Raw genomic sequence first — 25,121 nt, 5'->3', positions numbered from 1 at the left:
GTTAGCGCTGACGCGCTGCCACCTCTCCGCGCGCGGGGGGAATTGTGAGGCGCTCACCTTCGCCTGCCGGCGACATCCTGAACTTGTGTCAGGATTAACCCGTCCGCACGTTCCCCGCCGCTGGATATGCGGAGCCGTGAACCCTGAGACGAACTCAGGATGCCGGGAGGGGGCCGGGCAGGAGCATCACGCCTGTCGCCGCAGCACCGTCAACGACCGGGCGCGCGGGGCTGGCGTGGCTCAGGCGGCGCGGCGGGTGCCCAGCGCCAGCACGTCGCGCGCGGCGCGCTGGGCGGTCGCGATCTCGCGTGCGGTCATGTCCTCGGCCACCTCGGCACGAGCCGACGCCGCCTCCTCGTGACCGCGCGCCGCGGCGAGGTTGAACCATTTGTGCGCCTCGATCAGGTCGAGCGTCGCGCCGGCGGTGCCGGTCGAATAGGCCACGCCCAGGTCGTAGGCGGCGTCCTCGTTGCCACGGGTCGCCTCGGCGGTGCGGCGGGCGAGCAGCGCCCCCTCGAAATCGGTCAGCATCTCGGACTACCCCTCTAATCCTTGGAATGAGGGTGTTTTCGCTGATTCGAGTCTCTAATTGGTTAATCGGTTAATCCGACTTCAGTCGAATTCATCCACCATCGACCGCGAGATTGTCGATCAGCCGCGTCTTGCCGAGCCGTGCTGCCGCGAGCAGTTGGCGGCGCCGCCCCGCTGCGGGATCGGGCGCGAGCGTCTCGGCGTCGACCAGCGCGACATAATCGACCTCGAACCCCGCTGCGGTCAGCGCCGCGGTGGCGTCGTCGAGCGCCTTGCCCGAACCGGTGCCGCCGCGGATCGCGCGCGCGGCGATGCCGAGCGCACGCGGCAGGGCCACCGCTCGCTGGCGTTCCTCGGGTGAGAGATAGACGTTGCGCGACGAGAGCGCGAGACCGTCGTCCTCGCGCTGGGTCGGCACACCGGCGATCTCGACGTCGAAGTCGAGGTCCGCCACCATGTGACGCACCACCGCGAGCTGCTGGAAGTCCTTCTCGCCGAAATAGGCGCGATCCGGGCGCACCTGGTTGAACAGCTTGGCGACCACGGTGGCCACGCCGTCGAAATGGCCCGGACGCGCGGCGCCGTCGAGCCCCTCGCTCACCCCGCTGACCGAGACATTGGTGGCGAAGCCGTCCGGGTACATCTGCTCCACCGGCGGCAGCCACAGCAAGTCGCAACCCGCCTCGCTGAGCATGGCGATGTCGCTGGTCTCCTTGCGCGGATAGCGCGACAGGTCCTCGCCCGCGCCGAACTGGCGCGGGTTGACGAAGATCGACGCCACCAACGTCGTGCCCGGACGGCGCGCCGCCTCGACCAGCGCGATGTGGCCGGCGTGCAGCGCGCCCATGGTCGGCACCAGCGCCACCTCGCGGCCGCTCGCACGCGCCGCCGCCAGCGCCGCGCGGAGCCCGGCGAGCTCCCGATATATCTCCACCCGTTACCCCTCGAAACTCGCGGCGTCGGGTTCTATGGTCGCGACGAACCGCGATCAATCAGGGATGCGACGAATTGTCCGATACCGTTGCAGGCGTGCACGACGAGAGACCGGGCGCGGGGGCGCCGGGCGGGCGCACGCACGTCATCGTCTTCGCCAACGAGAAGGGCGGGACGGGCAAGAGCACCACCGCGGTCCATGTCGCGATCGCGCTCGCGGCCAAGGGCGCGCGCGTCGCCTGCATCGACCTCGATCACCGCCAGCGCACGCTCGGGCGCTATCTCGAGAATCGCGAGTCGACGGTGAAGCGCTCGGCGATCGACCTGCCGCTGCCCGATCACGCGACTGGTGACGGCCGCGCCGACGGCATCTTCGCCGAGCTCTACCAGCGCTTCACCGACGGTTACGACTTCCTGGTGATCGACACACCGGGGCGCGACGATCCCGCGGCGCGGCTGGCGGCGGCGCTGTCGAACACGCTGGTGACGCCGATGAACGACAGTTTCGTCGACTTCGACCTGATCGGCCAGGTCGATCCCGAGACCTACAAGGTCACGCGGCCGAGCTTCTACTCCGAACTGATCTGGGACGCGCGCAAGGCGCGCGCGCGCGAGGACGGCACTACGATCGACTGGGTCGTCCTGCGCAACCGCCTGCAATATCTGGAGGCGCGCAACATGCGCCGCGTGTCGGAGGCGCTCGACCAGCTCGCCCGGCGGGTCGGCTTCCGGATCATCCCCGGTCTGGGCGAGCGCGTGATCTACCGCGAACTCTTTCCCAAGGGGCTGACGCTGCTCGACGCCAAGGCGTTCGGCGGGATGGGTCTGAGCCACGTCGCCGCGCGCCAGGAGCTGCGCGAGATGATGGCCGCGCTCGCGCTGCCCGAGTCGACGATGCCGTTGCTGGTGTGAGGGACTTTGTACGATCCGTGTTCCGGCGAATGCGGGAACGAGAAGCGGCGAGCGACGCGCTACCCGGTCCCGGGCTCGCGCTTGCGCCGGAGCGCACGCAGTGTGAGGCACGCGCGATCTCTTCCCTGCTAGCGTTATCCCGAACCCGTTTCGGGATCCACCGCGCCGCATATTCAGGCGCGGCGATGGTCGTGGGCCCGTGGATCCTGAAACAAGTCCAGGATGATGCCAGTGGCAATGACAGTGTTGGGACCGGGGGCAGGGGCCGCTTCCGTCGAGGCCGCACCTCAGGCTTGGACCAGATGCCATGCTGAAGTGGCTCCTCCTCCTCGTGATCGTTTACGCGGTCTGGCGCTTCCTCCGCCCCGCGCCCCAGCGCCAGCGCTCGCCGCTGGCCGACGCGCGGGCGCTGCTCGGGGTCACGCACGACGCGGACGAGGCGGCGATCCGCGCCGCGCACCGCCGCCTCATCTCGGAGATCCACCCCGACCGCGGCGGCTCGCCCGAGCGCGCGCGCCAGGCCAATGCCGCTCGCGACGCGCTGCTCGCGCGCCTGCGCCGCGGCTGACCGGATCGCCGGCATGAGTCACCGCTTCGATCCCGTGATCCTGCGCGAATATGACGTGCGCGGCACCGTCGGCACCAACCTGTCCGCGGCGGACGCCTATGCCGTCGGGCGCAGCTTCGCGACGCGGCTGCGGCGCGCCGGCGGGTCGAGCGTCGCGGTCGGCTATGACGGGCGCACCCACTCGCCCGCGCTCGAGGCGGCGCTGGTGCGCGGGCTGAGCGAGGGCGGGACCGACGTGGTGCGGGTCGGGCTGGGGCCGTCGCCGATGCTTTATTATGCCGCCGCGACGCTCGGCGTCGACGGCGGGGTGCAGGTGACCGGCAGCCACAACCCGCGCGACGACAACGGCTTCAAGCTGGTGCTCCGCGGCGACAGCTTCTTCGGCGACGATATCGCCGACCTCGCGCGTCTGGCCGCGGCGGGCGACTGGACCAGCGGGCAGGGCAGGGTGAGCGCGCGCGACGTTCGCGCCGACTATGTCGAGCGGCTGCTGGCGGGCGACCCGGAGCGCGGCGAGGGGCGCCCGCTCCGCGTCGGCTGGGATGCGGGCAATGGCGCCGCGGGCGAGGTGGTGCGCGCGCTCACCGCTCGACTGCCGGGCGAGCACCATCTGCTGTTCTGCGACATCGACGGCCGCTTTCCCAACCATCATCCGGATCCGACCGTCGAGGCCAATCTCGCCGACCTCAAGGCGCTGATTGCACGCGAGAAGCTCGACCTTGGCTTCGCCTTCGACGGCGACGGCGACCGGATCGGCGCGGTCGATGCCGCCGGGCGCGTGCTCTGGGGTGACGAGATCCTCGCGCTGCTCGCCGCACCTCTGCTGGAGGAGCTGCCCGGCGCGACGATCGTCGCCGACGTCAAATCGAGCGACGCGCTGTTCGATCGCATCGCGGCGCTGGGCGGCAAGGCGCTGATGTGGCGCACCGGCCACAGCGAGATGAAGTCGAAGATGAAGGAGATGGGCGCGCCGCTCGCGGGCGAGCTGTCGGGCCATATCTTCTTCGCGCACGGCTATTATGGTTTCGACGACGCGCTGTACGCGGCGGTGCGGCTGCTGCGCGCGGTGCGGCGCTCGGGCGGGCCGCTCGCCGACCTGCGCGCCGCGCTGCCGCCGCGCTGTACCACGCCCGAGTGGCGCGTGCCGGTCGACGAGGCGCGCAAGCTCGCGGTGGTGGCCGAGGTGGCGGCGCGGCTCGACGCCGCCGGCGCGCGCGTCGATCGCACCGACGGCGTGCGCGTGTCGGTCGACGACGGCTGGTGGCTGCTGCGCGCGTCGAACACCCAGGCGGCGCTGACGCTGCGTGCCGAGGCGCGCGACGAGACGGGGCTGGCGCGGCTGGTGGCGGCGATCGACGCGGAGCTGGCGGCCAGTGGGACGCGCCGCTAGCGCGCGAGCACCTTCGTTCGACCCGTTCGGCGCTACCCTCTTTTCTGCGCTGTTCTACGGCGAAGGCCGGGGTCTAGTTGGAGCACATCGACGGTTCTCGCGAGGTCCTTGCCACCTGGACCCCGGCCTTGGCCGCGGAACAGGAGGGACGATGCGATCGGCCCGCGCTACCCCTCGCTCGGCCCCGGCAGCCAGCTCAGGTCGACCGCGGCGAGCCGGTCGACGTGGTTCGCGCTGCGCATCAGCCGCGCCTCGTCGAGCAGCGTCACCCGGCCGCCCGCGCGCGCGATCATGCCCTGCTCCTCGAGCTGGCGCAGCATGCGGTTGACGTGCACCGCGGTAAGTCCGGTGGCATCGCCGATCTCCTCCTGCGTCAGCCCCAGCGCGAAGGTGTCCCCGGTGCTCTCGTCCTGGCGACGGATGCGGTCGCGCAGGTCGAGCAGCACCGCGGCGACGCGCGCGCGCGCCGACATCCGACCCAATCCGGCGAGACGATCGGTCAGCGTCGCGCGCTCGACCTGCTCGAGCGCGGCGAGCGCAAGCGCGACGCGCGGGAAGCGGAAGACGATGTCGGCCACCTGGCTGCGATCGATCGGCACCACCACGCTATCCGCCAGCGCCAGCAGCGCGTGCGGCGCCTTGCCGAAGGCGATCACCGCCATGCCGGTGAGGTCGCCCGGGAAGATGAAGCGCAGGATCTGTCGGCTGCCGTCGTCCAGCAGGACATAGGCGATCAGCATGCCACTCTTCAGCGCGAACAGCTCGGTAGAGCGTTCATTCTCGCGCACCAGCGTCACGCCCTTGCGGACGGTGCGCTCGCGCTCGCCCAAATGGTCGAGGGCCGCGCGCTCGGGTGCGGTGAGGATGATCATGTCGCCGATCCGATCGGCGAGGCTACGCAATGGCACCCGAAAATTATCCCCTTGATCTGTGCGTTCGTTACGCGGGGGATCGACCAACGTGCATTAAAACCGATCAAGCCCATGCGGTCCTCACCATGTTCACTCATCCTTGGCGACCGGGCGGGGCTTCGATAGAGCGGCGCGATGGATCGCATTCTCATCCGCGGCGGTAACCGCCTGAACGGTCGTCTTCCCATCTCCGGCGCCAAGAACGCGGCGCTGACGCTGATGCCCTGTGCCCTGCTCACCGACGAGCCGGTCACGTTGCGCAACCTGCCGCGGCTCGCCGACGTCGACGGCTTCGGCCATCTGCTCAACCAGCTCGGCGCCTCGACCACGATCGAGGGCAGCCGGCCGGAGGATTTCGGCCGCGTGATGACGATCCGCGCCGGTCAGCTCACCTCGACCGAGGCGCCCTATGACATCGTGCGCAAGATGCGCGCCTCGATCCTGGTGCTCGGCCCGATCCTGGCCCGCGCGGGGCAGGCGCGCGTGTCGCTGCCGGGCGGCTGCGCCATCGGCAATCGCCCGATCGACCTCCACCTCAAGGCGCTGCAGGCGATCGGCGCCGAGCTGGAGATGTCGGCGGGTTACGTCACCGCCACCGCGCCGGGCGGCCGGCTGGAGGGTGGGCGCTACACCTTCCCGATCGTGTCGGTGGGCGCGACCGAGAACGTCGTGATGGCGGCGGTGACCGCGCGGGGCAGCAGCCGCATCGAGAATGCCGCGCGCGAGCCCGAGATCGTCGACCTGTGCCGCTGCCTCGTCGCGATGGGTGCGCGGATCGAGGGGATCGGCAGCGAGACGCTCGAGATCGAGGGCGTCGCCGAGCTGCACGGCGCCACTTACGGGGTGATGCCCGACCGGATCGAGGCGGGCAGCTATGCCTGCGCCGCCGCGGTGACCGGCGGCACGGTCGAGCTCGCCAACGTCAGCGCCGCCGACATGGGCGCGACGCTCGACGCCTTGCGCGCGGCGGGCGTCGGGATCGAGGAGCGGCGCGACTCGATCGTGGTGACGAGCGAGGGGAAGCTGGCGCCGCTGACGCTCTCGACCGCGCCTTACCCGGGGTTTGCGACGGACATGCAGGCGCAGTTCATGGCGATGCTGTGCAAGGCCGAGGGCGCCAGCGTGCTGACCGAGACGATCTTCGAAAACCGCTACATGCACGTGCCCGAACTCGCGCGGATGGGCGCCGACATTCAGGTGCACGGCCGTACCGCGGTGGTGAAGGGGGTCGATCGCCTGGTCGGCGCCCCGGTGATGGCGACCGACCTGCGCGCCTCGATGAGCCTGATCATCGCGGGGCTGGTGGCCGAGGGCGAGACCAGCGTTGCGCGCGTCTATCACCTCGACCGCGGCTATGAGCGGCTGGAGGAGAAGCTGTCGGCAGTGGGTGCAGATATCGAGCGTGACTCAGGGGGGTGATCGCGCCTCGCCGCACCTGTCTTACCTGAGCTGTAGCAACGCACCACCACATCCTTCCGTCATCCCGGACCTGGTCCGGCATCCACTCGTCCGCGAGGGTAACGCCTTCTGGGTACGCGGAACGGTGCACCCCGGAGCAAGTCCGGGGTGACGGTAGTGGGTGGGAGGAGCGGCGACGGCCTCACGCATGTAGCACTGCGCCATTCCCAGCGCGGACCGCGTCGCCGCTCACCCCAGCGGTGCGTCGCGCTTCGCCAGCAACGGCGGCGCATAGGGTAGCGGCGCGTCTGCCGGCATCGTCGCCAGCTCGGTCGCGATCGCGTCGGCGCGCGCCTTGGCGGAGGGGTGGGTGCGGCTGCGGAAGAAGCCGCCGTCGATCTTGCCGCCCTGCTCGCGCCAGAACCGCACCGCCAGCTGCGGGTCCCAGCCCGCGTTGCGGAGCAGATAGGCGCCGAGCAGATCGGCCTCGGTCTCGGTCTGGCGGAACAGCCGGCCGTTGCGGCCCAATTCGGCGAACAGCCCCCATGTCACGCCCGCCGCCTCCAGCCGTGCGCGGTGGCGCAGGATGGCGTGCGCCAGCTCGTGCGCCACCACCACCGCCACTTCATCGTCGCCGAACAGCTCGAACATTCGCCCGCCGACCTGCACTACGCGCCCGTCCGACGAGGCGCCCAGCTTGGTGCCCGCGAGCACCTCGAACTCGACCCGGCAGCCCGCGCGCGGCTGCACGGTGACGGTGCGATCGGTGCCGTCGCGGCGCAGCGTTAGCGCCAACGGCGCGGTTGGGGGGTGCGACGCGATCAGTGCCTGCGCCGCGTCGCGGGTCACGCTCGTCGTCGCGTCACCGCGGGTGGGTGACGCGACCGCCGTGCCGTCGACCGCGATCAGCCCGTCGTCCGCCGCCGCCCCCGCGGTCGCCGCGGGGGCGCCCGGTACTACCAGCTCGACTGTTACCGGCGCGGCGAAGGCACCACGGAGCGCGGGTGGGTATTGGTCGGCGGCGTGGAGCGTGGCGCCGATCACCGGCTGCTGCTCGCGACACAGCGTCGCGTTGGCCGTCGTCAGCCGCCAGGCGATGCCCGCGAGCCTTTGGTCGACCTCGAGCAGCGTCGGCTCGGCCGCGGTGGGGGCGGCGGCGAGAAGCGCGGCGGGGAAAAGGGAAGCGAACAGGGGCAGGAGACGCATCGGGGCAGGATCACTCGCGCTGGCGGAACGCCGCGGGCTCGATGCCATGGCGCTGCAGTCGGTCATAGAGGCTGCGGCGCGGCAGCTGAAGCTCGGCGGCGGCGGCGCCGACGTCGCCGCGCACGCGGTCGAGCGCCGCGCGGATCGTCGCCGCCTCGAAGCGGTCGACGCGTTCGGCGAGCGGCAGCTGGTCGGCCGGGCTCGGCGCTCCCTCCGCCACGCCGAGCACGACGCGCGTGGCATAGTTGCGCAGCTCGCGGACGTTGCCGGTCCAATCGTCGGCGACGAGGCGCGCCTCCACCGCGGGATCGATGTTGGGCCGCTCGCGCCCGAACCGCTCCGCCGCCTCGCCGAGGAAATAGGCGAACAACAGCGGCACGTCGGCGCGGCGCTCGCGCAGCGGCGGGATGCGCAGCCGCACCGTCTCCAGCCGGTAGAGCAGGTCGGCGCGGAACCGACCCTCGGCCACCGCGGCGGCCAGGTCGGTCTTCGCCGCCGCAACGACGCGCAGGTTGACGACGCGCGGCGCGCCGCCGGGCTGGGGCAGCTCGCGCTCCTCGACCACGCGCAGCAACTTGCCCTGAAGCGCGGGCGACATGCTGTCGATCTCGTCGAGGAAGAGCGTGCCGCGGTCGGCGTCGGCGACACGGCCGGGTTGCGCGCGGCTGCCGAACAGCGCTTCGTCCGCCACCGCGTCGGGCAGCGCGGCGCAGTCGACCGCGACGAACTGGCGCGCGCGGCGATGGCTCCAGCGGTGGAGCAGCAGCGCGACCAGCTCCTTGCCGGTGCCGGTCTCGCCCTCCACCAGCACGTCGACGTCGACGTCGGCGAGCTGGCGGATCGTGTCGCGCAGCCGCACCATCGCCGGGGTTTCGCCGATCAGCGGATAGTGCGTCTCGGCCTCGGCCGCGGCGATGCGCAGCCGGCGGTTCTCCAGCACCAGCCGGCGCATCTCGAGCGCGCGGCGTGCGCTGGCGATCAGGTGATCGGCGGCGAACGGCTTGGCGATGAAGTCGAACGCGCCCTGCTTGAGCGCCGCGACCGCCATCGCGATGTCGCCGTGGCCGGTCATCAGGATCACCGGCAGCTCGGGGTCGCGCGCCGCTATCGCCTCGAACAGGGCATGGCCGTCCATCTTGGGCATGCGGATGTCACTGACGACGATGCCGCGGAACTCGGCGTCGAGCTGCCCCAGCGCGGTGCGCGCGTCGCCGTACGGGTCGACCTCGATGCCGGCAATGGTGAAGGAGTCGGCCAGCGCGGCGCGCAAACCCTCGTCGTCGTCGATCAGCACGACGCGAAGCGGCGACTCGCTCACGCGCGCCGCACCGTTGCCCGGAACGCCGCGCCGCCGAGCGGGGAGGGGACGATCCGCAGCGCGCCGTCGAACTGCGCGATGATGTCACGCGCGATGCCGAGCCCGAGCCCGAGCCCGTCGGGGCGTCCGGTGACGAAGGGGCTGAACACTTCCTCGCCCAGCGCCGGATCGATCCCAGGCCCGTTGTCCGCTACGGTCAGCTCCACCCACTCCTCCCTCGTCGTCACGGTGAGCGCGACGCGCGGGTCGGCGCGCCCGGCGAGCGCGTCGACCGCGTTGTTGATCAGGTTGACCAGCACCTGCTCCAGCCGGACGCGCCCGGCGAAGACGCTCGGCTGCCCCGGCGGCGGCCAGTCGAGCGCGACCCGCGCGGCACGCAGCCGGTCGCCGACCAGCAGCCGCGTGCCGTCGATCACGTCGTCCAGCGCGATCGGCCCGGCGGTGCCGCTGCCGCGCCGGGCGAAGCGGCGCATCTCCTGCGTGATCGTGCCGATCCGCTCGGTCAGCGCCACCGCGCTGTCGAGGCTGGCGGCGACACGCTCGGTGCGCTGCTGCGCGAGATGGTGGCGCGCGTTCTCGGCCAGCGTGCGGATCGTCGCCACCGGCTGGTTGATCTCATGCGCCAGCCCCGCGGTGATCGAGCCGAGCGAGGCGAGCCGGTTGGCCTGCGCCAGTTCCTCGCGCGCGGCGCGGAAGCGGCGGTCGGCGTCTTCGCGCCGCGTCATCGCCGCGCTCAGCTCGGCGGTGCGCGCCGCTACCGCCTGCTCGAGCCCGGCGCGATCCGCGGCCGCGCGCGCGATCCGGCTGGTCCGCCACAGCCACAATGCCGCGACCAGCGCCAGCAGCAACACCGCGGTGGCGGTGGCGAGCCGCGCGAGATTGGCGGCGTCGCGCAGCGCGCGCGTAACGGGCACGAGGTGGAGCAGCCGCCAGCCGGGGTGCGCTGCCGGTACCGCGGTGAGGCGCAGCGGCGCGCCGCCGGGGGCGGTGGCGTCGCGGCCGGCGAAGCGATAACCGGTTGGCGCGAGCGGGCGATCGAGGAACTGGCCGGTGCGGCGGATCGCGGCGAGCGTCGCGGGCGGCAGCGGCGCGAGCACGTGGAGCGCGGCGCGCGGGTCGGTCGCGGCGAGCACGATGCCGCGCGCGTCGGCGAGCAGGGTCTGGCCGGGATCGTTGGCCCAGGCGCGCGTGATCGCGTCGAACTCGACCTTCACCACCACGACGCCGAGCGGCGCGCCCGCCCCGTCGATCCGCCGCGCCATGAACAGCCCAGGCCGCCCGCTGACGTTGCCGAGCGCGAAATGCTCCGCTGCGCCGTCGCGCATCGCCTGCTGGAAATAGGGGCGGAAGCGATAATCGTGGCCGACGAAGCTCTGAGCTTCGGCGGCATTGGAGGCGGAGACGGTCATCCCGCGCGAGTCGATCGCGTAGATCACCGGCGCGCCGGTGCGGCGCGCCAGCGACGCGAGCTTGTCGTCCAGCCGCGTCGCCGCGCGCGAGGCGGCGCCCTGCACCAGCGCGTCACGCAGGTCGCCATATTCGCTCAGTACGATCGGCAGCAGTCGGAATTTGGCGAGCTCGCTGCCGATCAGCCGCGCTTGCTGGCGCGCGGTGCGTAGCGCCTCGTCCTCGACCCGGTCGAGCGCGCGCTGCCGCGTCACGTGCGCCGCGGCGAGGTAGAACAGCGTGCCGAGCAGCACGACCGCGAGCGCGGCGAGCAGCAGACCGGGGCGACGCGGCGGAGACACGCGTGCGGGATACCGCATCCGGGTTGTCGAGGCCATGCGGAAACCCGCGCCTTCCCGCGCCCAGAGTCGCGGAAATCCTAGGATGAGCGTGTTTTCGCCCGCTCGATTGCGGCGACGTACGATGGCGGCGAGAGCGACGGCCGCCGTCATGCCGGGTCGAGCCGCCAGCCCGTGGAGAGGTCATGCAGTCAGTCACGAAGATGTCGGGAGTCCTGCTCGCCCCAGCGCTGCTCGTCGCCGCGCCGGCAGGCGCTCAGGTAGGCGGGGGCAAGGCCGCGCCAGCGACGCCAATCGCGACGGAATATCCCGCCGCTGGGATCGGCGAAGGCACCGCACAGGGCAAGTACAACGTCTCGCGCTGGGTCGAGGACTGGCGCTCGATGGCCGATGCCGACAAGCGCGACGACCCGCTCGACCGGCTCAAGTATCTGCCGCTGACCGAGGATGGCTCGGTCTATCTCTCGCTCTCGGGCGAAATCCGCTACCGCGTCCAGGCCACCACCAACCCCGACCTGCGCGACCGCGAGGCGCAGCGGCAGGAACGGCTGCGCATCTATGCCGGTGCCGACCTCCACCTCGGCGAGCATGTCCGCGTCTTCGGTGAACTCGCCAAGGCGCGGGTCGATGGCGTCAATATCGGCACGCCGGCGGGCAATCTGCGCAACGCGCTGACGCTGTCACAGGGTTTCGGCGAGATTTATGGCACGATCGGCGGCGCCTCCGTCGGTGTGCGCGCCGGGCGGCAGGAATTCTCCGACGGGCCCAACCTGCTCACGTCGGTGCGCGACGATCCCACGCTCCACTTCGTGCTCGACGGCGTCCGCGCCTATGCGCGCGGCAAGCGCGTGCGCGCCGACGTGTTCGACCTGCGTTACGTGAACTACGGCCAGCAAGGCTTGAGCGACGATCGCACCGACGGCGGGCGGCGCTTCAGCGGCGTCACCTTCGGCTATGCGCTGCCGGGCGAGTTGCTCGGCGGGTCGAAGCTGTTCTTCGATCCGTTCGTGTGGCGGCTGCGCAATCGCGCCGCGACGTCGAACGGCTCGGTCGCGCGCGAGGAGCGCATGTTCTACGGGCTCCACCTCTACGGCGACGCCGGGCCGGTAACGCTCGACTGGACGGTGAACCACCAGAGCGGCACGTTCGGCGAGCGGCCGATCCGCGCATGGCAGGCGTTCGTGGCGCAGACCTACCGGCTGGGCCGGGCGGCGAGCGCGCCGCGCGTCGGCGTCCACCTCGATTATGCCAGCGGCGGGGGCAGTTACGACGGCGGCACGCTGCGCACCGCGAGCGGGCTGTACGGCAACAACATCTACTACAGCTACCAGCTGTTCCTGACGCCGACCAACCTGATGTCGATTTCCCCCAATGTGTCGGTCAGCCCGGTCAAGGCGCTGCGCGTCACGGGCGAGTACACGATGGCGTGGCGCGCGACGGAGAAGGACGCGGTGTATCGCGCCTCGGGCGCCGCCTTCGCGGGCACGCAGAACGTCGCCGGCAAGCGCATCGCCGACCTGATCCGCTTTCAGGCGATCTGGGCGGTGACGCCGCGGGTGAGCGTCACCGGGCGCTACGAGCATCTGATCGCCAAGGACGCGCTGACGCGCGCGGGCTATCATAGCTCGGATTTCTTGGCGGCGTGGCTGAGCCTGCGGTTCTGATGGTGGTTCTGAGATCCTCCCCGCCAGACGGGGCGGATTGATGGTGCCCATAGCGATCGCGCGATAGAAGAAACACGATGAGGAGAGACGCCATGGCCGTCGCGCCCCCCACCGCTCCCGAGACCGGACCCGTCGCAGGCCGGCTCAAGTCGATCATCGGCGGCTCGACCGGTAACCTGGTCGAGTGGTTCGACTGGTACGTCTATTCCGCGTTCACGCTCTATTTCGTCGGGCATTTCTTTCCCAAGGACGATCCGACCGCGCAGCTGCTGAGCGCGGCGGCGGTGTTCGCGGTGGGCTTCGTGATGCGCCCGATCGGCGCGTGGATCATGGGCATCTACGCCGATCGCCGCGGGCGCAAGGCGGGGCTGACCTTGTCGGTGACGCTGATGTGTACCGGCTCGCTGATCATCGCCTGCTCCCCCGGCATCGAGACGATCGGCTATGGCGCGCCCGCGCTGCTGGTGCTGGCCCGGCTGATGCAGGGGCTGTCGGTGGGCGGCGAATATGGCGCGAGCGCGACCTATCTCTCCGAGATGGCGGGCAAGGAGCGACGCGGCTTCTTCTCGTCGTTCCAGTATGTCACCTTGATCTCGGGGCAGCTGCTGGCGATCCTGCTGCTGGTGGTGCTGCAATCGCTGATGAGCGAGGAGGCGCTGAAGAGCTGGGGCTGGCGCATCCCCTTCGCGATCGGCGCGGTGCTGGCGCTGGTGGTGTTCTGGCTGCGCCGCGGGCTGGCGGAGACGCAGAGCTTCGAGAAGGCGAAGGTGAGCGGCGCGCCCAAGTCGGGCTTCGGCCTGCTGCTGCGCCGCCACCCGCGCGAAACCGCGCTGGTGATGCTGCTCACCGCCGGGGGCACGCTCGCCTTCTACGCTTACTCGATCTACATGCAGAAGTTCCTGGTCAATACTTCGGGCTTCTCCAAGGAGACCGCGACCCAGATCAACGCGGTGACGCTGTTCGCCTTCATGCTGCTCCAGCCGGTCGCGGGCGGGCTGTCCGACCGGATCGGGCGCAAGCCGCTGATGGTGGCGTTCGGTGTGGCCGGCGTGCTGTTCACCTATCCGATCTTCACCGCCTTGGAGCACACGCGCGACGCGACCACGGCGGGGCTGCTGGTGATGGCGGCGCTGGTGATCGTGACCGGCTATACCTCGATCAACGCGGTGGTGAAGGCCGAGCTCTTCCCGGCGCACATCCGCGCGCTGGGCGTGGCGCTGCCCTATGCGTTGGCGAACACGATCTTCGGCGGCACCGCGGAATATGTCGCGCTGAGCTTCAAGCAGAACGGCTGGGAGCAGGGCTTCTACTGGTACGTCACGGTGATGATCGGCGTGTCGCTGCTGGTCTACCTGCGCATGCGCGATACGGGGAAGACCAGCCGGATCGCGGAGGATTGAGGGGGTGAGATCGACGGCGTTCCGCGTCCACTGCCGTCATCCTGAAACGAGTTCAGGATGACGCCGGGTGACGGGGGAAGTCGCGTTCTCCCCCGCGCCTCCAGCTCTCACGCCATCGTCAGCACGATCTTCCCGACGTGCCCGCCACTCTCCATCCGGCGATGCGCCTCGGCCGCCTGCGCCATCGGAAAGCTGCGGTCCATCACCGGCTTCAGCTTGCCCGCAGCGGCGAAGGGCCACACCGTGCGCGCGATCTCGTCGGTCACCAGCGCCTTGAAGCCCGCGTCGCGCGCGCGCAGCGTCGAGCCGGTCAGCGTCAACCGCCGCCGCATGATCTCGAACAGCGGCACCGTCGCACTGGCCCCGCGCTGCACCGCGATCGACACATGGCGCCCGTCGGCGGCGAGGCACTGGAGGTTGCGCGGGACATAGTCACCCCCGACCATATCGAGCACCGCCGCGCAGCCGCGCCCCTCGGTGATGTCGCGTACGCGCGCGACGAAGTCTTCGGTGCGATAGTTGATCGCGTGGTCGGCGCCGAGCCGCCGCGCCGCGGCAGCCTTCTCGTCCGAGCCGACGGTAACGATGATCTCCAGCCCGAACAGGTTAGAAAGCGTGATCGCCATCGTGCCGATCCCGCTGGTGCCGCCATGCACCAGCACCGTGTCGCCCTCCATCGCGAAGGCGCGCTCGAACAGGTTGGTCCACACCGTGTAGAGCGTCTCGGGCAGCGCCGCCGCCTCGACCAGCGACAGCGCCTCGGGCACGGGCAGCACCTGCCCCGCCGGCACCAGCGCATATTCGGCATAGGCGCCGCCCGACACCAGCGCGCAGACCAGCTGGCCGAGCAGCGCCGGCTCGACATCGTCGCCCACCGCCACCACCTCGCCCGCCAGCTCCAGCCCGAGCACGCTCGGCGCGCCGGGGGGCGGGGGATATTTGCCCTCGCGCTGCATGACGTCGGGACGGTTGACCCCGGCGGCGGCGACTCGCACCAGCAGCTCGCCCGCGCCCGGTCGCGGCACCGCGCGCTCGACCGGCACCAGCACGTCGGGGCCGCCGGCCGCGGCCGGATCAATCGCCAGCATTACCTCGGGCACGTCGGACATCGCTCGGGCAACCCTTTCATTCTGGCGTCTTCTCCGCCTTATGGCCGGCGCCGTGGGGGCGTCAACGTGCAGGCCGCGGTGCGGGTTCGCTGCGGCTTGACTCCGCCTCGCCGCGGGAGGACGATCAGGCCATGGACCTAGACGACATCCTCGGCCCGCAGCGCGACGACCCGCTCGCCGCGCTGCTGCGTGAGGATCTCGACCGGCTCTCGGTCACCGAGCTGGAGGCGCGTGCCGCCGCGCTGGAAGGCGAGATCGCCCGGATCCGGCGCAAAATAGACGGGGCCGTTAACCATCTTGCAAGCGCGGACGCGCTATTCAAGCGATGAACGCTGGCGCACCGGGCTGGCGGACGATCGCTCCCGGTGCGGACGGCCAGCGCTTGATGCGGGGCTACTCAATCACGACATTCGTGATGATGGGCCGCGTGTCTTCACGCGGCTCGCTAGGAGTAATCTGATGCCCTCATTCGCCAGCGCTCTCGAGACCACGCTGCACAAGGCGCTCGAGGCCGCTTCCTCGCGCCGCCACGAATATGCCACGCTCGAGCATCTGCTGCTCGCGCTGATCGACGACGAGCACGCCAGCCAGGTGATGTCCGCATGCGGCGTCGATCTGGGCGAGCTCAAGACCACGGTCGCGCATTATCTCGATACCGAACTCGGCGCGCTGCGCGTCGACGCCGCGACCGATCCCTCGCCCACCTCGGGCTTCCAGCGCGTCGTCCAGCGCGCGATCCTGCACGTCCAATCGTCGGGCCGCGACGAGGTGACCGGTGCCAACGTGCTGGTCGCGCTCTTCTCCGAGCGCGAGAGCTACGCCGTCTATTTCCTGCAGCAGCAGGACATGAGCCGCCTCGACGCGGTCAGCTTCATCAGCCACGGCGTCGGCAAGGGCGCCGCCACCCCCGAGGCCACCAGCGTGAAGGGCGCGGCCGAGGAGGAGAAGAAGGAGAAGGCGGACACGTCGGGCAAGAAGGGCGAGAGCGCGCTCAAGCAGTTCACCGTCGACCTCAACGAGAAGGCGAAGGTCGGCAAGGTCGATCCGCTGATCGGCCGCATGGCGGAGGTGGACCGCACGGTGCAGATCCTGTGCCGGCGCTCCAAGAACAACCCGCTGTATGTCGGCGATCCTGGCGTCGGCAAGACCGCGATCGCCGAGGGGCTGGCGCGCAAGATCGTCGAGGGCGACGTGCCCGAGGTGCTCAAGCCGGCGGTGATCTATTCGCTCGACATGGGCGCGCTGCTCGCCGGCACGCGCTATCGCGGCGACTTCGAGGAGCGGCTCAAGGCGGTCGTCAACGAACTGGAAAAGCTGCCTGACGCGGTGCTCTTCATCGACGAGATCCACACTGTGATCGGCGCCGGCGCGACCAGCGGCGGCGCAATGGACGCGTCGAACCTGCTCAAGCCGGCGTTGTCGGGCGGCACGATCCGCTGCATCGGCTCGACCACCTACAAGGAGTTCCGCAATCACTTCGAGAAGGACCGCGCGCTGCTGCGGCGCTTCCAGAAGATCGACGTCAACGAGCCCTCGATCGAGGACACGATCAAGATCCTCGCGGGTCTGCGCTCGGCGTTTGAGGACCATCACTCGGTCAAATACACGCCCGACGCGATCAAGTCGGCGGTGGAGCTGAGCGCGCGCTACATCAACGACCGCAAGCTGCCCGACAAGGCGATCGACGTGATCGACGAGGTCGGCGCGATGCAGATGCTGGTGCCGCCGTCGAAGCGCAAGAAGACGATCACCACCAAGGAGATCGAGCAGGTCATCGCGACCATGGCGCGGATCCCGCCGAAGAGCGTGTCGACGGACGACAAGAAGCAGCTCGAGACGCTCGATACCGATCTGAAGCGCGTGGTGTTCGGCCAGAACGCCGCGATCGAGAAACTGTCGTCGGCGATCAAGCTGGCGCGCGCGGGTCTGCGCGAGCCGGAGAAGCCGATCGGCAATTATCTGTTCACCGGGCCGACCGGCGTCGGCAAGACCGAGGTCGCCAAGCAACTCGCGACGATTATGGGCATCCCGCTCCAGCGCTTCGACATGAGCGAATATATGGAGCGTCACTCGGTCAGCCGGCTGATCGGTGCCCCTCCGGGCTATGTCGGTTTCGACCAGGGCGGGCTGCTGACCGACGCGGTCGACCAGAACCCGCATTGCGTGCTGCTGCTCGACGAGATCGAGAAGGCGCACCCTGACCTGTTCAACATCCTGTTGCAGGTGATGGACAATGGGCGGCTCACCGACCAGCACGGCAAAACCGTCGACTTCCGCAACGTCATTCTGATCATGACGACCAACGCGGGCGCGGCGGACATGGCGCGGGAGACGGTCGGCTTCGGCAATCTCACCCGCGAGGGCGAGGACGAGCAGGCGGTGCAGAAGATGTTCACGCCCGAGTTCCGCAACCGGCTCGATGCGATCGTGCCGTTCGGCTACCTGCCGCCCGAGGTGGTGGCGCGCGTGGTGGACAAGTTCATCCTCCAGCTGGAACTCCAGCTGGCCGACCGCGACGTCCACATCAAGCTCGACGACGAAGCCAAGAAGTGGCTCACCGACAAGGGCTATGACAGACTGTACGGCGCGCGCCCGATGGGTCGCCTGATCCAGGAGAAGATCAAGCAGCCGCTCGCCGAGGAGCTGCTGTTCGGCAAGCTGGTCCATGGCGGCGAGGTGACGGTGAAGCTGAAGGAGAACGCGCTATCCTTCGCGATCGAGCCCGCCGCGCCGAAGAAGCCGGGCAAGAAGAAGGGCGGCAAGGCCGCGCCGGTCGAGGCGGGCTGAGGCGAGGGGGCGGGAGACGAGCGCTCCCGCCGCCGTTGAGACGCGAGGCGTCGTTCGCACGGCACACCGTTCCCCGGCGAAGGCCGGGGCCCAGGTGGGAAGGTGGTGGTGGCAACCGCGATTGTTTCCCAACTGGGTCCCGGCGTCCGCCGGGGAACTGCCCTTTCGAGCGGGCGATGCTGGCGATCGCCAGCACGGCTTGAGCGAAGCGACGGAGTCGAACGCGGCGGAGCCAGCCGCAGCAGCGATGCACCATTTTTCCCGCCAGTCGCGCAAGATATGATCGCGCCGTTAACCTTCCCTTCGGGTTGGCCCTGTTAAGCCGATTGTCATGGACGGGCGCAAAGTCATTTGCTGGATCGCGCGCACGCTCGCGCTTCTCGCCGCCTGGGTCGCGCTCGCGCCACCGGCCGCGGCGCTGGCGGGGGCGCCGCTCGCCACCTGTTTTCGCCGTGCGCTGCCCGATGAGCACGCCGTCGCGGTGCTCGCCGACCCGCGCGGATTCGATTGCACCAGCGATCAGCGGCGCGCCGGGCCGGGCGATTATTGGGTGCTCGCGCGTCGCCTTCCAGCGATCGCGCCCGACGCGCTGATCCGCTCCGCCAGCGTGTGGCAGGACGCCGCCACGCTCCACGTCCGCTACGCCGACGGGGTGACGCGCTCGACCGGCTTCACCAGCGCGACCGCGTGGCAGCGGCTCAAGCTCGGCGCAGTGTTCGAGCTGGCGCTGCCGGACCATGCCGCCCCCCCGGTCGCATTGTTGTGGCATGTTCGCGGCGCGCCGGTCACGCGCGGCATCGTCATCGATCCGCGCGTCGCCACGCCGGCGCAGTCGACGCGGATGGAAGTAGCGATGGCCGCCTTCTACGCCGCCTTCGCCGGGCTGTGCCTGGCGCTGCTGATGTCCAATCTCGCGCTCGGCGCGGCGCTGCGCCAGCGCTTCCACCCGCCCTATTGCGCCATGGTGCTATGTCTGCTGGCCTATGGCGTCAGCTCGTCCGGGCTGCTCGGCCAGCTCACCGGCATGGACAACAACTCGCGGCTGCGGCTCAACACCGCGCTGCTGGCGCTCGCGCTCAGCTTCGCGATCCTGTTCGCGCGGCGCTTCTTCCACCCACGCGTGTTCGCCGGCTGGGTCGGGCGCACGGCGACGCTGTCGGTGGGCGCGGTGCTGGTGACCGCGACGCTCTATTGCACGCTGATGCCTTGGGCATCGTACTGGCTCGACGCCGCGCTGACGGCGAGCTTCGCCGCGGTGGCGGCCCTGGCGCTGCCGCTGCTGTGGCGCGGGTGGCGTGCCGACACGCCGCACGCGCGTGTGTTCATGCTTGCCTGGGGCACACCGCTCGCCTTCGCCGGGCTGCGCGTGGCGCAGGCGGCGGGGCTGGTGCGCTGGAACTTCTTCATCGACAATTCGACCCTGCTCGCGATGGCGCTGGAGGCGTCGTGCAGCGCGCTCGTGATCGCGTGGCGCATCAAGCTGGTGGTGGAGGAGCGCGACACCGCGCGCGAGCAGGAGATGCTGGCGCGGCTGCTCGCCGACAGCGACCCGCTGACCGGCCTGATGAACCGGCGCAGCTTCCTGCGCGAGGCGATCGGGCGCGCCGACCCGCAGCTGCTCGTGCTGATCGACATCGATCACTTCAAGCAGGTCAATGACACGCTCGGCCATGACGGCGGCGACGAGGTGCTGCGCGTCTTCGCGCGCGCGCTGCTCGCCGTGGTGCCCGACGACGCGTTGGTGGCCCGGGTCGGCGGCGAGGAGTTTGCGGTGCTGACTGGCGCCGGGCGCGACGACCTGCCCGACCGGATCCTGGACGCGGTGCGCGCGGCACGGATGCCATTCGATCTCGCCGTCACTGCCTCGCTGGGCAGCGAGCGCGGCACGATCGCGACGGAGGCAGAGTGGAAGCGACTCTACCGCCGCGCCGACGCCGCGCTCTACGCCGCCAAGACCGCAGGGCGCGATCGCGCGCGCTGGGCCGCGGCGGCGTAGGGGGGCGGAGGCGCGAAGCCGTCGAGAGCGGGTCGGGGTCGGGCGAAACTTGGTGCCGCAGCGCTCGAAAGACCACGTTTCCCAACCTCGGCCGTCATCCCCGCGCAAGCGGGGATCCATAAACGCTGAGGTTCCGGTTCTATCGCGTCGCCCCGCGTGCCTGGATCCCTGCCGTCGCAGGGATGACGGCTGAGGAGCAGGCACGGTCAACGACGCGCGATCCGGCGGGGAGAGGGGGGCGCCACAACGAGCACGAAGGCGAAGGCGCCCGTCGTTGGACCGTGACGCCGGCTGGGGGCAAACCTACGTGCAGCCCGCCGCACCGGCGTCCAGCACTTCCTTACACCCCCGCTTCCCGCATCGATACAGCCGCGCTAAGCTCGGCGCGCACCACAGAAAGTCCCGTCATGACCCAGCCGCCAGACCTTCGTCGCCGTCGCGCCGTGATCGGCGGGCTGGCGCTGTTGCTGCTCGCCATGGCGCAGCGCGAGACACCGGTGATCGGTACGCTCACGATCCGAGCCGACGCTGCGCATCTGCCCCGCGTGACCGCCGATGTCGCCCCTGCACTGCGCCCGCTCGCCGCTGCGGTCGTCCTCCTCGGAGAATATCTGGTACGCTGACCGCTTGTCGCTGGCGGCCCGGTTGCTTACAGCGATGTCAATGACGGACGAGCACGCCTGGCAGGACGCCTATCGCCACCCCGTGCCTTGGGCCACGGGCTTCGCGCCGCGGTCGATGATCGACCTGTTCGAGGATTCGGTACGCCAGCACGGCCAGCGCCCGGCGATCGACTTCCTTGGCCGCCACTATAGCTATGACGAGCTCGCCGACGGCGTGCGGCGCGTCGCCACCGGCCTCGCCGCGCTCGGCTACGGCAAGGGCGACCGCATCGGGCTGTTCCTGCCCAACACGCCGCACTACCTCGCCGCCTATCACGGTGCGCTGCGGCTGGGCTGCACCGTGGTCAACTTCTCGCCGCTCTACACCGTCGACGAGCTCTGCCACCAGGTCGAGGACTCGGGCACGCGGCTGCTGTTCACCCTCTCCGCCACCGCGCTGCTGCCCAACGCGCTGGCGGTGCTCGACCAGAGCGGGCTCGAGCGGCTGGTGGTCGGCTCGGTCGCGGGCGTGCTGCCGCCCGCCAAGTCGGTCGCCTACCGCCTGCTCAAGCGGCGCGAGGTGGCGCCGCGCCCGGTCGATCCGCGCGTGCTCGCTTTCTCGCAGCTGATCGCCAATGACGGGGCGCTGCCCCCGGCTGCGATCGCGCCCGAGCGCGACGTCGCGCTGATCCAGTACACCGGCGGCACCACCGGCGTGCCCAAGGGCGCGATGCTGACCCATGCCAACGTCTCGGCTAACGCGCGCCAGGTCGCCTGCCTCGACCCGCACCAGGACCAGACCGACCGCATCCTGGGCGTGCTGCCGCTGTTTCACGTCTTCGCCAACACCTGCGTGATGAACCGCACGATCGTGACGGGCGGCGAAATGGTGCTGCTGCCGCGCTTCGACGCGGGCCAGGCGCTCGCCGCGATCGCGCGGACACGACCGACCTCGCTGCCGGGCGTGCCGACCATGTACCAGGCGCTGCTCGACCACCCGTCGCTGGCCAAGACCGACCTGACCAGCCTGCGCGTCTGCATCTCGGGTGGCGCGCCGCTCAATGCCGAGCTCAAGGCACGCTGGGAGGCGGTCACCGGCTCGCCCCTGGTCGAGGGCTACGGCCTGTCGGAGAGTACCGGCGTGCTCACCACCAACCCCTATGATCCGCCGCAGAAGCCCGGAACCATCGGCCAGCCCTTGCCCTCCACCCGCATCCGGCTGGTCGACAAGGAGGATGCCACGCGCGAGGCGCCGCTGGGCGAGCCCGGCGAAATCGTCGCGCTGGGGCCGCAGATCATGGCGGGCTATTGGAACCGCCCCGACGCCGACGCGACCACCTTCGCGCTCGACGCGCAGGGGCGGCGCTGGCTGCGCACCGGCGACGTCGGCACGATCGACCCGGACGGCTTCATCGCCATTGTCGACCGGCTCAAGGACATGATCGCGGTCGGCGGCTTCAAGGTGTTTCCCAGCCAGATCGAGGCGATCCTCTACCATCATCCCGCGGTGCGCGAGGCGCTGGTGATCGGCATGGCCGACACCTATCGCGGCGAGGTGCCGCGCGCCTATGTCACGCTGACCGAGGAGGCGGGCGCGGTCGACGGCGCGGCGCTGCGCGACTGGCTCAACCCGCAGCTCGGCAAGCACGAGCGCGTCGACCGCGTGGTGGTGCGCGCCGCGCTGCCCAAGACGATGATCGGCAAGCTCAGCCGCAAGGACCTGGTGGCGGAGATCCGCGCCGAGACGGAGGCGCCGCCGATCACGCCGAGCTGAGGCGGGCGCGCTGGTGATACGGCCATGGACGGGCCACTGCCGTCATCTTGAACTTGTTTCAGGAGCCCCCTTGCCGCGAACCCAGTGGGCGCGGTGATCGCGGGACCGTCGATCCTGAAACGAGCGCAGGATGCCGCAGGTGGGCGATCGGCCTGGACGGCTGCAAAGGACTGCGCGCGATGGAGCAGCGAGAACGCGTCACGCACCGCTCAGCGTAGGAAGGCGCAAGCTCGCCCCTTACTTCCCCTCGAGTGCCGCGCCGATCGCGTCGGCCGGTCGCGAGAGCAGGCCGTAAACGCCCTGCGCCGCGATCACCGCCAGCGTCACGCCGACGAGTGCCATTACGATGAACTGGAACGCCGAGGCGAAGGCGCGCGAGCGCTCCACCTTGCGCGCCATCTGCGCCTCGTGCGCGAGGCGGCGCTCGGCGCGGCGCTCGCCCGCGTCCTGCTCGGGCTTCGGCTGCGGCCGGCTGGCGAGCCGCGGCTCGTCGACCAGCGCCTTGACCGAGAGCCGCTCCTGCGACTTGATGCCGAAGAAGCGGCCCTTGGTCCATTGTACGCGGCCGACGATCACGATCGTGCCGCGGCGGATCTCGATATAGCTGCCCGGCTGGGGCGGCCCGTCGCAGCCGCCCATCAGCCCGCGCGACGAGACGTTGTGGATGACGACGTCGACCCACTTCGCCCCCAGCCGCATCCGCGACGGGATCAGGACCGTGATCCGCTCCTCGCGCGGGCGAAGGCCAGATTGTAGCGCCGCGAGCACCGTCGTCGCATTCCCTCATCGCTGAACCAGACGGCGGCTATGCCACCGGCGGCGCGAAGAAGCCGTTAACGCGACAGCGACGATGACCCGTTTCGGCGATCAGAGCATGCCGAGCGCCTGCATGTACACCTCGAGGATCGACTGCTCCTCCTGATACTCCTCGCGCTTCTGCTTGCGGATCTTCATGATCTGGCGGATCGCCTTGGCGTCATAGCCGCGGCTTTTCGCCTCGGCGAAGACGTCCTTGATGTCGTCGGCGATGCCCTTCTTCTCTTCCTCGAGCCGCTCGGCGCGCTCGATCAGCAGCCGCAGCTCGTCCGCCGCGACCGCGCCGCCGCCCATGCCCTCGCCACGCTCTTCCGCCATGTCGCTGTATTCCTCGAAAAGATGACGCCGCCCGCGAGCGCAGGCGAATCGCACTGCGGCGGACGGCGAGGTTCGCCCCTGATCGGGTGAGGGGGCGCGTCTATCCGCGCGCGCGCGCCGGCTCAAGTGTGGCGGTGAGGACGCAGTGGGTGAGGGCATCCGCCTCGCCAGCCGCCGGCGTCTCTCCGTCCGTTCGGCTCGCGTCGCGATCGAGCCTGTCGAGAGCGCGCCGACCGCGGCGCCTTCTCGATACGCCGTCTCAACAAGCGCGACGGCTACTCGAAACGAATGGAGAGGAGAGCGCGCCGGTCCGCTCACCCGCCCTTCGCCACCACCCCGCGGTGCATGACAAAGTCGACCGCCTCCAGCCGTCGCACGTCGTCGAGTGGCGAGCCGGTGACCGCGATCAGGTCGGCGCGCTTGCCCGGCGCGATCACGCCGAGGTCGTCCCGCCCGAGCAGATCCGCCGCCGCCACGGTGGCACTACGGATCGCCTGCGCCGGGGTCATGCCGAGATCGACGAGGTGCGCGAACTCGGTGGCGTTGTCGCCGTGGCGCGACACGCCGCTGTCGGTGCCGAAGGCGAACTTCACCCCCGCCGCCCAAGCCTTCTTGTGGTTGGCGTGGAGCGCCGCTGCGGCCGCTTCGGCCTTCGGGATGGTGGCGGGCGGCAGGGCGCCCGCGCGCGCCTGGGCGAGGGCGGCGAGCGGGGCGATCTCGGTCGGCACCAGATAGGCGCCCCGCGCCTTGAACAGCCGGATCGTCTCGTCATCGAGGTAGCTGGCGTGCTCGACCGAATCGACGCCCGCTTCCAGCGCCGCCTTGGTGCCCTCGGCGGCGTGGCTGTGCGCGGTGGCCTTGCGGCCGAGCGCGTGCGCGGTCTCGACGATCGCGCGCATCTCCTCGGGCGTCATCGCGCGGCCGAGTCCGCCCGCGACGTTCGACAGCACGCCCCCGGTGGCGGCGAACTTGATCACCTGCGCGCCCAAGCCGACCTGCGCGCGCACCGCGCGGCGGCAGTCGTCGGGTCCGTCGCAGACGTTGATCTGGTGCGCGTGGACCGCGTCGGCCCATCCCTCGGCGAGACCGTTGCCGCCGTCGCCGTGCCCGCCCGTCACCGAGATCATTGACCCGGCGTTGACGATCGTCGGCCCTTCGACGTCGCCGCGCTCGACCGCGTCACGCAGCGCGCGGATGCCGCGCGGGTCGCCGCCGAGGTCGCGGACGGTCGTGAAACCCGCCTCCAGCGTGCGCCGTGCGTTGACCACCGCCGTCATCAGGTCGTCGGCCGAGTCGGTGTTGAGCCGGGTGAGCCGCTCGCGCAGCGGGTCGCCGCCGATGCCCCAGAGGTGGACGTGCATGTCGATCAGCCCGGGTAGGACGAACTGACGCGACAGGTCGACCAGCCGCGCGCCCGCGGGCGGCGGGACGAGCCCGTCGCGCACCTCGGCGATGACGCCGTCGCGCACGATCACGGTGCTCGGGCCGCGCGGGCGCTCGCCGGGGCGGTCGAGCAGCTGGCCGGCGTGGACATAGATCAGCGTCGGTGCGGGCGCGGCGGACGCCGCGGGCGGCGTCGGCTGTTGCGCGCTGGCCCCGGCGGCGAGCGCGAGTGCGAGCGTGACGGCGAGTGTTCTCAGCATGTTGCCCCCTGTTTTGGTGCGGCGAGGCTAGGCCGCCGCGCGGCATTCGTCACGGGGGTGATGTGAGGGAGGGAGGCGACGCTTGCTCCGCGCCCGCCCG

21 protein-coding genes are annotated in these 25,121 nt (G+C 70.5%); 11 read left to right on the top strand and 10 right to left on the bottom strand.

Translation table 11 applies throughout. The annotated features are described in order from the left end of the window. Nucleotides 1-240: 240 nt before the first annotated feature. Both QBJ89_RS18755 and panC read right to left on the bottom strand, forming a co-directional pair. Complete coding sequence (locus QBJ89_RS18755; RefSeq protein WP_277981994.1) at nt 241-531, bottom strand: hypothetical protein; 291 nt, start codon at nt 529-531, stop codon at nt 241-243. 91 nt (nt 532-622) lie between these two features. After that, the gene (panC, locus tag QBJ89_RS18750) at nt 623-1,465 is read right to left on the bottom strand and encodes a pantoate--beta-alanine ligase (RefSeq protein WP_277981993.1); all 843 of its coding nucleotides are present in this window, start codon (nt 1,463-1,465) and stop codon (nt 623-625) included. A gap of 95 nt (nt 1,466-1,560) precedes the next feature. Here panC and QBJ89_RS18745 point away from each other — a divergent pair, with 95 nt between their 5' ends. The 3 genes from QBJ89_RS18745 (at nt 1,561) to pgmG (ending at nt 4,334) form a co-directional block, all read left to right on the top strand. Then, nucleotides 1,561-2,376, top strand: coding sequence for a division plane positioning ATPase MipZ (locus QBJ89_RS18745; protein WP_277981992.1), 816 nt, complete (start codon nt 1,561-1,563; stop codon nt 2,374-2,376). A 307-nt stretch (nt 2,377-2,683) separates the two neighbouring features. Next, the gene (locus QBJ89_RS18740; RefSeq protein ID WP_277981991.1) at nt 2,684-2,944 is read left to right on the top strand and encodes a J domain-containing protein; all 261 of its coding nucleotides are present in this window, start codon (nt 2,684-2,686) and stop codon (nt 2,942-2,944) included. A 13-nt stretch (nt 2,945-2,957) separates the two neighbouring features. Then, nucleotides 2,958-4,334 carry a phosphoglucomutase/phosphomannomutase PgmG gene (pgmG, locus tag QBJ89_RS18735; protein WP_277981990.1) on the top strand — a complete coding sequence of 459 codons (1,377 nt, stop codon included), beginning with the start codon at nt 2,958-2,960 and terminating at the stop codon, nt 4,332-4,334. Between the two features lie 167 nt (nt 4,335-4,501). On the opposite strand, the gene QBJ89_RS18730 is transcribed toward pgmG, so the two are convergent. Beyond that, nucleotides 4,502-5,242 (bottom strand): Crp/Fnr family transcriptional regulator, encoded by a 741-nt coding sequence (locus tag QBJ89_RS18730; protein ID WP_347342841.1) that lies wholly within the window; start codon nt 5,240-5,242, stop codon nt 4,502-4,504. A gap of 138 nt (nt 5,243-5,380) precedes the next feature. On the opposite strand from QBJ89_RS18730, the gene murA reads away from it, so the two are divergent. Further along, on the top strand, nt 5,381-6,664 hold the full coding sequence (gene murA / locus QBJ89_RS18725; RefSeq protein WP_277981989.1) for a UDP-N-acetylglucosamine 1-carboxyvinyltransferase: 1,284 nt from the start codon (nt 5,381-5,383) through the stop codon (nt 6,662-6,664). 228 nt (nt 6,665-6,892) lie between these two features. On the opposite strand, the gene QBJ89_RS18720 is transcribed toward murA, so the two are convergent. Genes QBJ89_RS18720 through QBJ89_RS18710 form a run of 3 tightly spaced genes read right to left on the bottom strand, consistent with a single transcriptional unit; the run spans nt 6,893 to nt 10,915 of the window. Further along, nucleotides 6,893-7,849: a M48 family metallopeptidase gene (locus QBJ89_RS18720; RefSeq protein WP_277981988.1), complete on the bottom strand. Its 957-nt coding sequence runs from the start codon at nt 7,847-7,849 to the stop codon at nt 6,893-6,895. A gap of 10 nt (nt 7,850-7,859) precedes the next feature. After that, a complete protein-coding gene (locus tag QBJ89_RS18715) occupies nt 7,860-9,167 on the bottom strand; it encodes a sigma-54-dependent transcriptional regulator (protein WP_277981987.1) in 1,308 nt (435 codons plus the stop codon). Continuing rightward, a complete protein-coding gene (locus QBJ89_RS18710; protein ID WP_277981986.1) occupies nt 9,164-10,915 on the bottom strand; it encodes a sensor histidine kinase in 1,752 nt (583 codons plus the stop codon). The genes QBJ89_RS18715 and QBJ89_RS18710 overlap by 4 nt, the downstream gene beginning before the upstream one ends. A 182-nt stretch (nt 10,916-11,097) precedes the next feature. On the opposite strand from QBJ89_RS18710, the gene QBJ89_RS18705 reads away from it, so the two are divergent. Next, nucleotides 11,098-12,576: an alginate export family protein gene (locus QBJ89_RS18705; RefSeq protein ID WP_277981985.1), complete on the top strand. Its 1,479-nt coding sequence runs from the start codon at nt 11,098-11,100 to the stop codon at nt 12,574-12,576. A gap of 92 nt (nt 12,577-12,668) precedes the next feature. Then, entirely contained in the window at nt 12,669-13,976 is a 1,308-nt protein-coding gene (locus tag QBJ89_RS18700) for an MFS transporter (protein ID WP_277981984.1), read from the top strand. A gap of 107 nt (nt 13,977-14,083) precedes the next feature. Here QBJ89_RS18700 and QBJ89_RS18695 read toward each other — a convergent pair whose 3' ends face one another. Next, the gene (locus QBJ89_RS18695) at nt 14,084-15,085 is read right to left on the bottom strand and encodes an NAD(P)H-quinone oxidoreductase (RefSeq protein ID WP_277981983.1); all 1,002 of its coding nucleotides are present in this window, start codon (nt 15,083-15,085) and stop codon (nt 14,084-14,086) included. A gap of 131 nt (nt 15,086-15,216) precedes the next feature. On the opposite strand from QBJ89_RS18695, the gene QBJ89_RS18690 reads away from it, so the two are divergent. The 5 genes from QBJ89_RS18690 to QBJ89_RS18670 all read left to right on the top strand — a co-directional run bounded on the left by QBJ89_RS18690 (nt 15,217) and on the right by QBJ89_RS18670 (nt 22,244). Then, the gene (locus QBJ89_RS18690) at nt 15,217-15,414 is read left to right on the top strand and encodes a DUF1192 domain-containing protein (protein ID WP_277981982.1); all 198 of its coding nucleotides are present in this window, start codon (nt 15,217-15,219) and stop codon (nt 15,412-15,414) included. Between the two features lie 130 nt (nt 15,415-15,544). Continuing rightward, nucleotides 15,545-17,872 (top strand): ATP-dependent Clp protease ATP-binding subunit ClpA, encoded by a 2,328-nt coding sequence (gene clpA / locus QBJ89_RS18685; protein WP_277981981.1) that lies wholly within the window; start codon nt 15,545-15,547, stop codon nt 17,870-17,872. A 331-nt stretch (nt 17,873-18,203) separates the two neighbouring features. Then, nucleotides 18,204-19,868, top strand: coding sequence for a GGDEF domain-containing protein (locus tag QBJ89_RS18680; protein ID WP_277981980.1), 1,665 nt, complete (start codon nt 18,204-18,206; stop codon nt 19,866-19,868). Between the two features lie 407 nt (nt 19,869-20,275). Further along, complete coding sequence (locus tag QBJ89_RS18675) at nt 20,276-20,491, top strand: hypothetical protein (protein WP_277981979.1); 216 nt, start codon at nt 20,276-20,278, stop codon at nt 20,489-20,491. Between the two features lie 40 nt (nt 20,492-20,531). Continuing rightward, nucleotides 20,532-22,244: a long-chain-fatty-acid--CoA ligase gene (locus tag QBJ89_RS18670; protein ID WP_277981978.1), complete on the top strand. Its 1,713-nt coding sequence runs from the start codon at nt 20,532-20,534 to the stop codon at nt 22,242-22,244. 237 nt (nt 22,245-22,481) lie between these two features. Here QBJ89_RS18670 and QBJ89_RS18665 read toward each other — a convergent pair whose 3' ends face one another. The 3 genes from QBJ89_RS18665 to QBJ89_RS18655 form a co-directional block, all read right to left on the bottom strand. Then, nucleotides 22,482-23,012 carry a PilZ domain-containing protein gene (locus QBJ89_RS18665; RefSeq protein WP_277981977.1) on the bottom strand — a complete coding sequence of 177 codons (531 nt, stop codon included), beginning with the start codon at nt 23,010-23,012 and terminating at the stop codon, nt 22,482-22,484. A gap of 99 nt (nt 23,013-23,111) precedes the next feature. Then, nucleotides 23,112-23,378: a DUF2312 domain-containing protein gene (locus QBJ89_RS18660; protein WP_132909494.1), complete on the bottom strand. Its 267-nt coding sequence runs from the start codon at nt 23,376-23,378 to the stop codon at nt 23,112-23,114. Between the two features lie 314 nt (nt 23,379-23,692). Continuing rightward, on the bottom strand, nt 23,693-25,021 hold the full coding sequence (locus QBJ89_RS18655) for a metal-dependent hydrolase family protein (RefSeq protein ID WP_277981976.1): 1,329 nt from the start codon (nt 25,019-25,021) through the stop codon (nt 23,693-23,695). Nucleotides 25,022-25,121 lie beyond the last annotated feature (100 nt).

Origin of the sequence: Sphingomonas phyllosphaerae, assembly GCF_029623345.1 — a bacterium.
Classification (GTDB): domain Bacteria; phylum Pseudomonadota; class Alphaproteobacteria; order Sphingomonadales; family Sphingomonadaceae; genus Sphingomonas; species Sphingomonas phyllosphaerae_C.
This window is presented reverse-complemented; position numbering and strand designations above follow the sequence as displayed.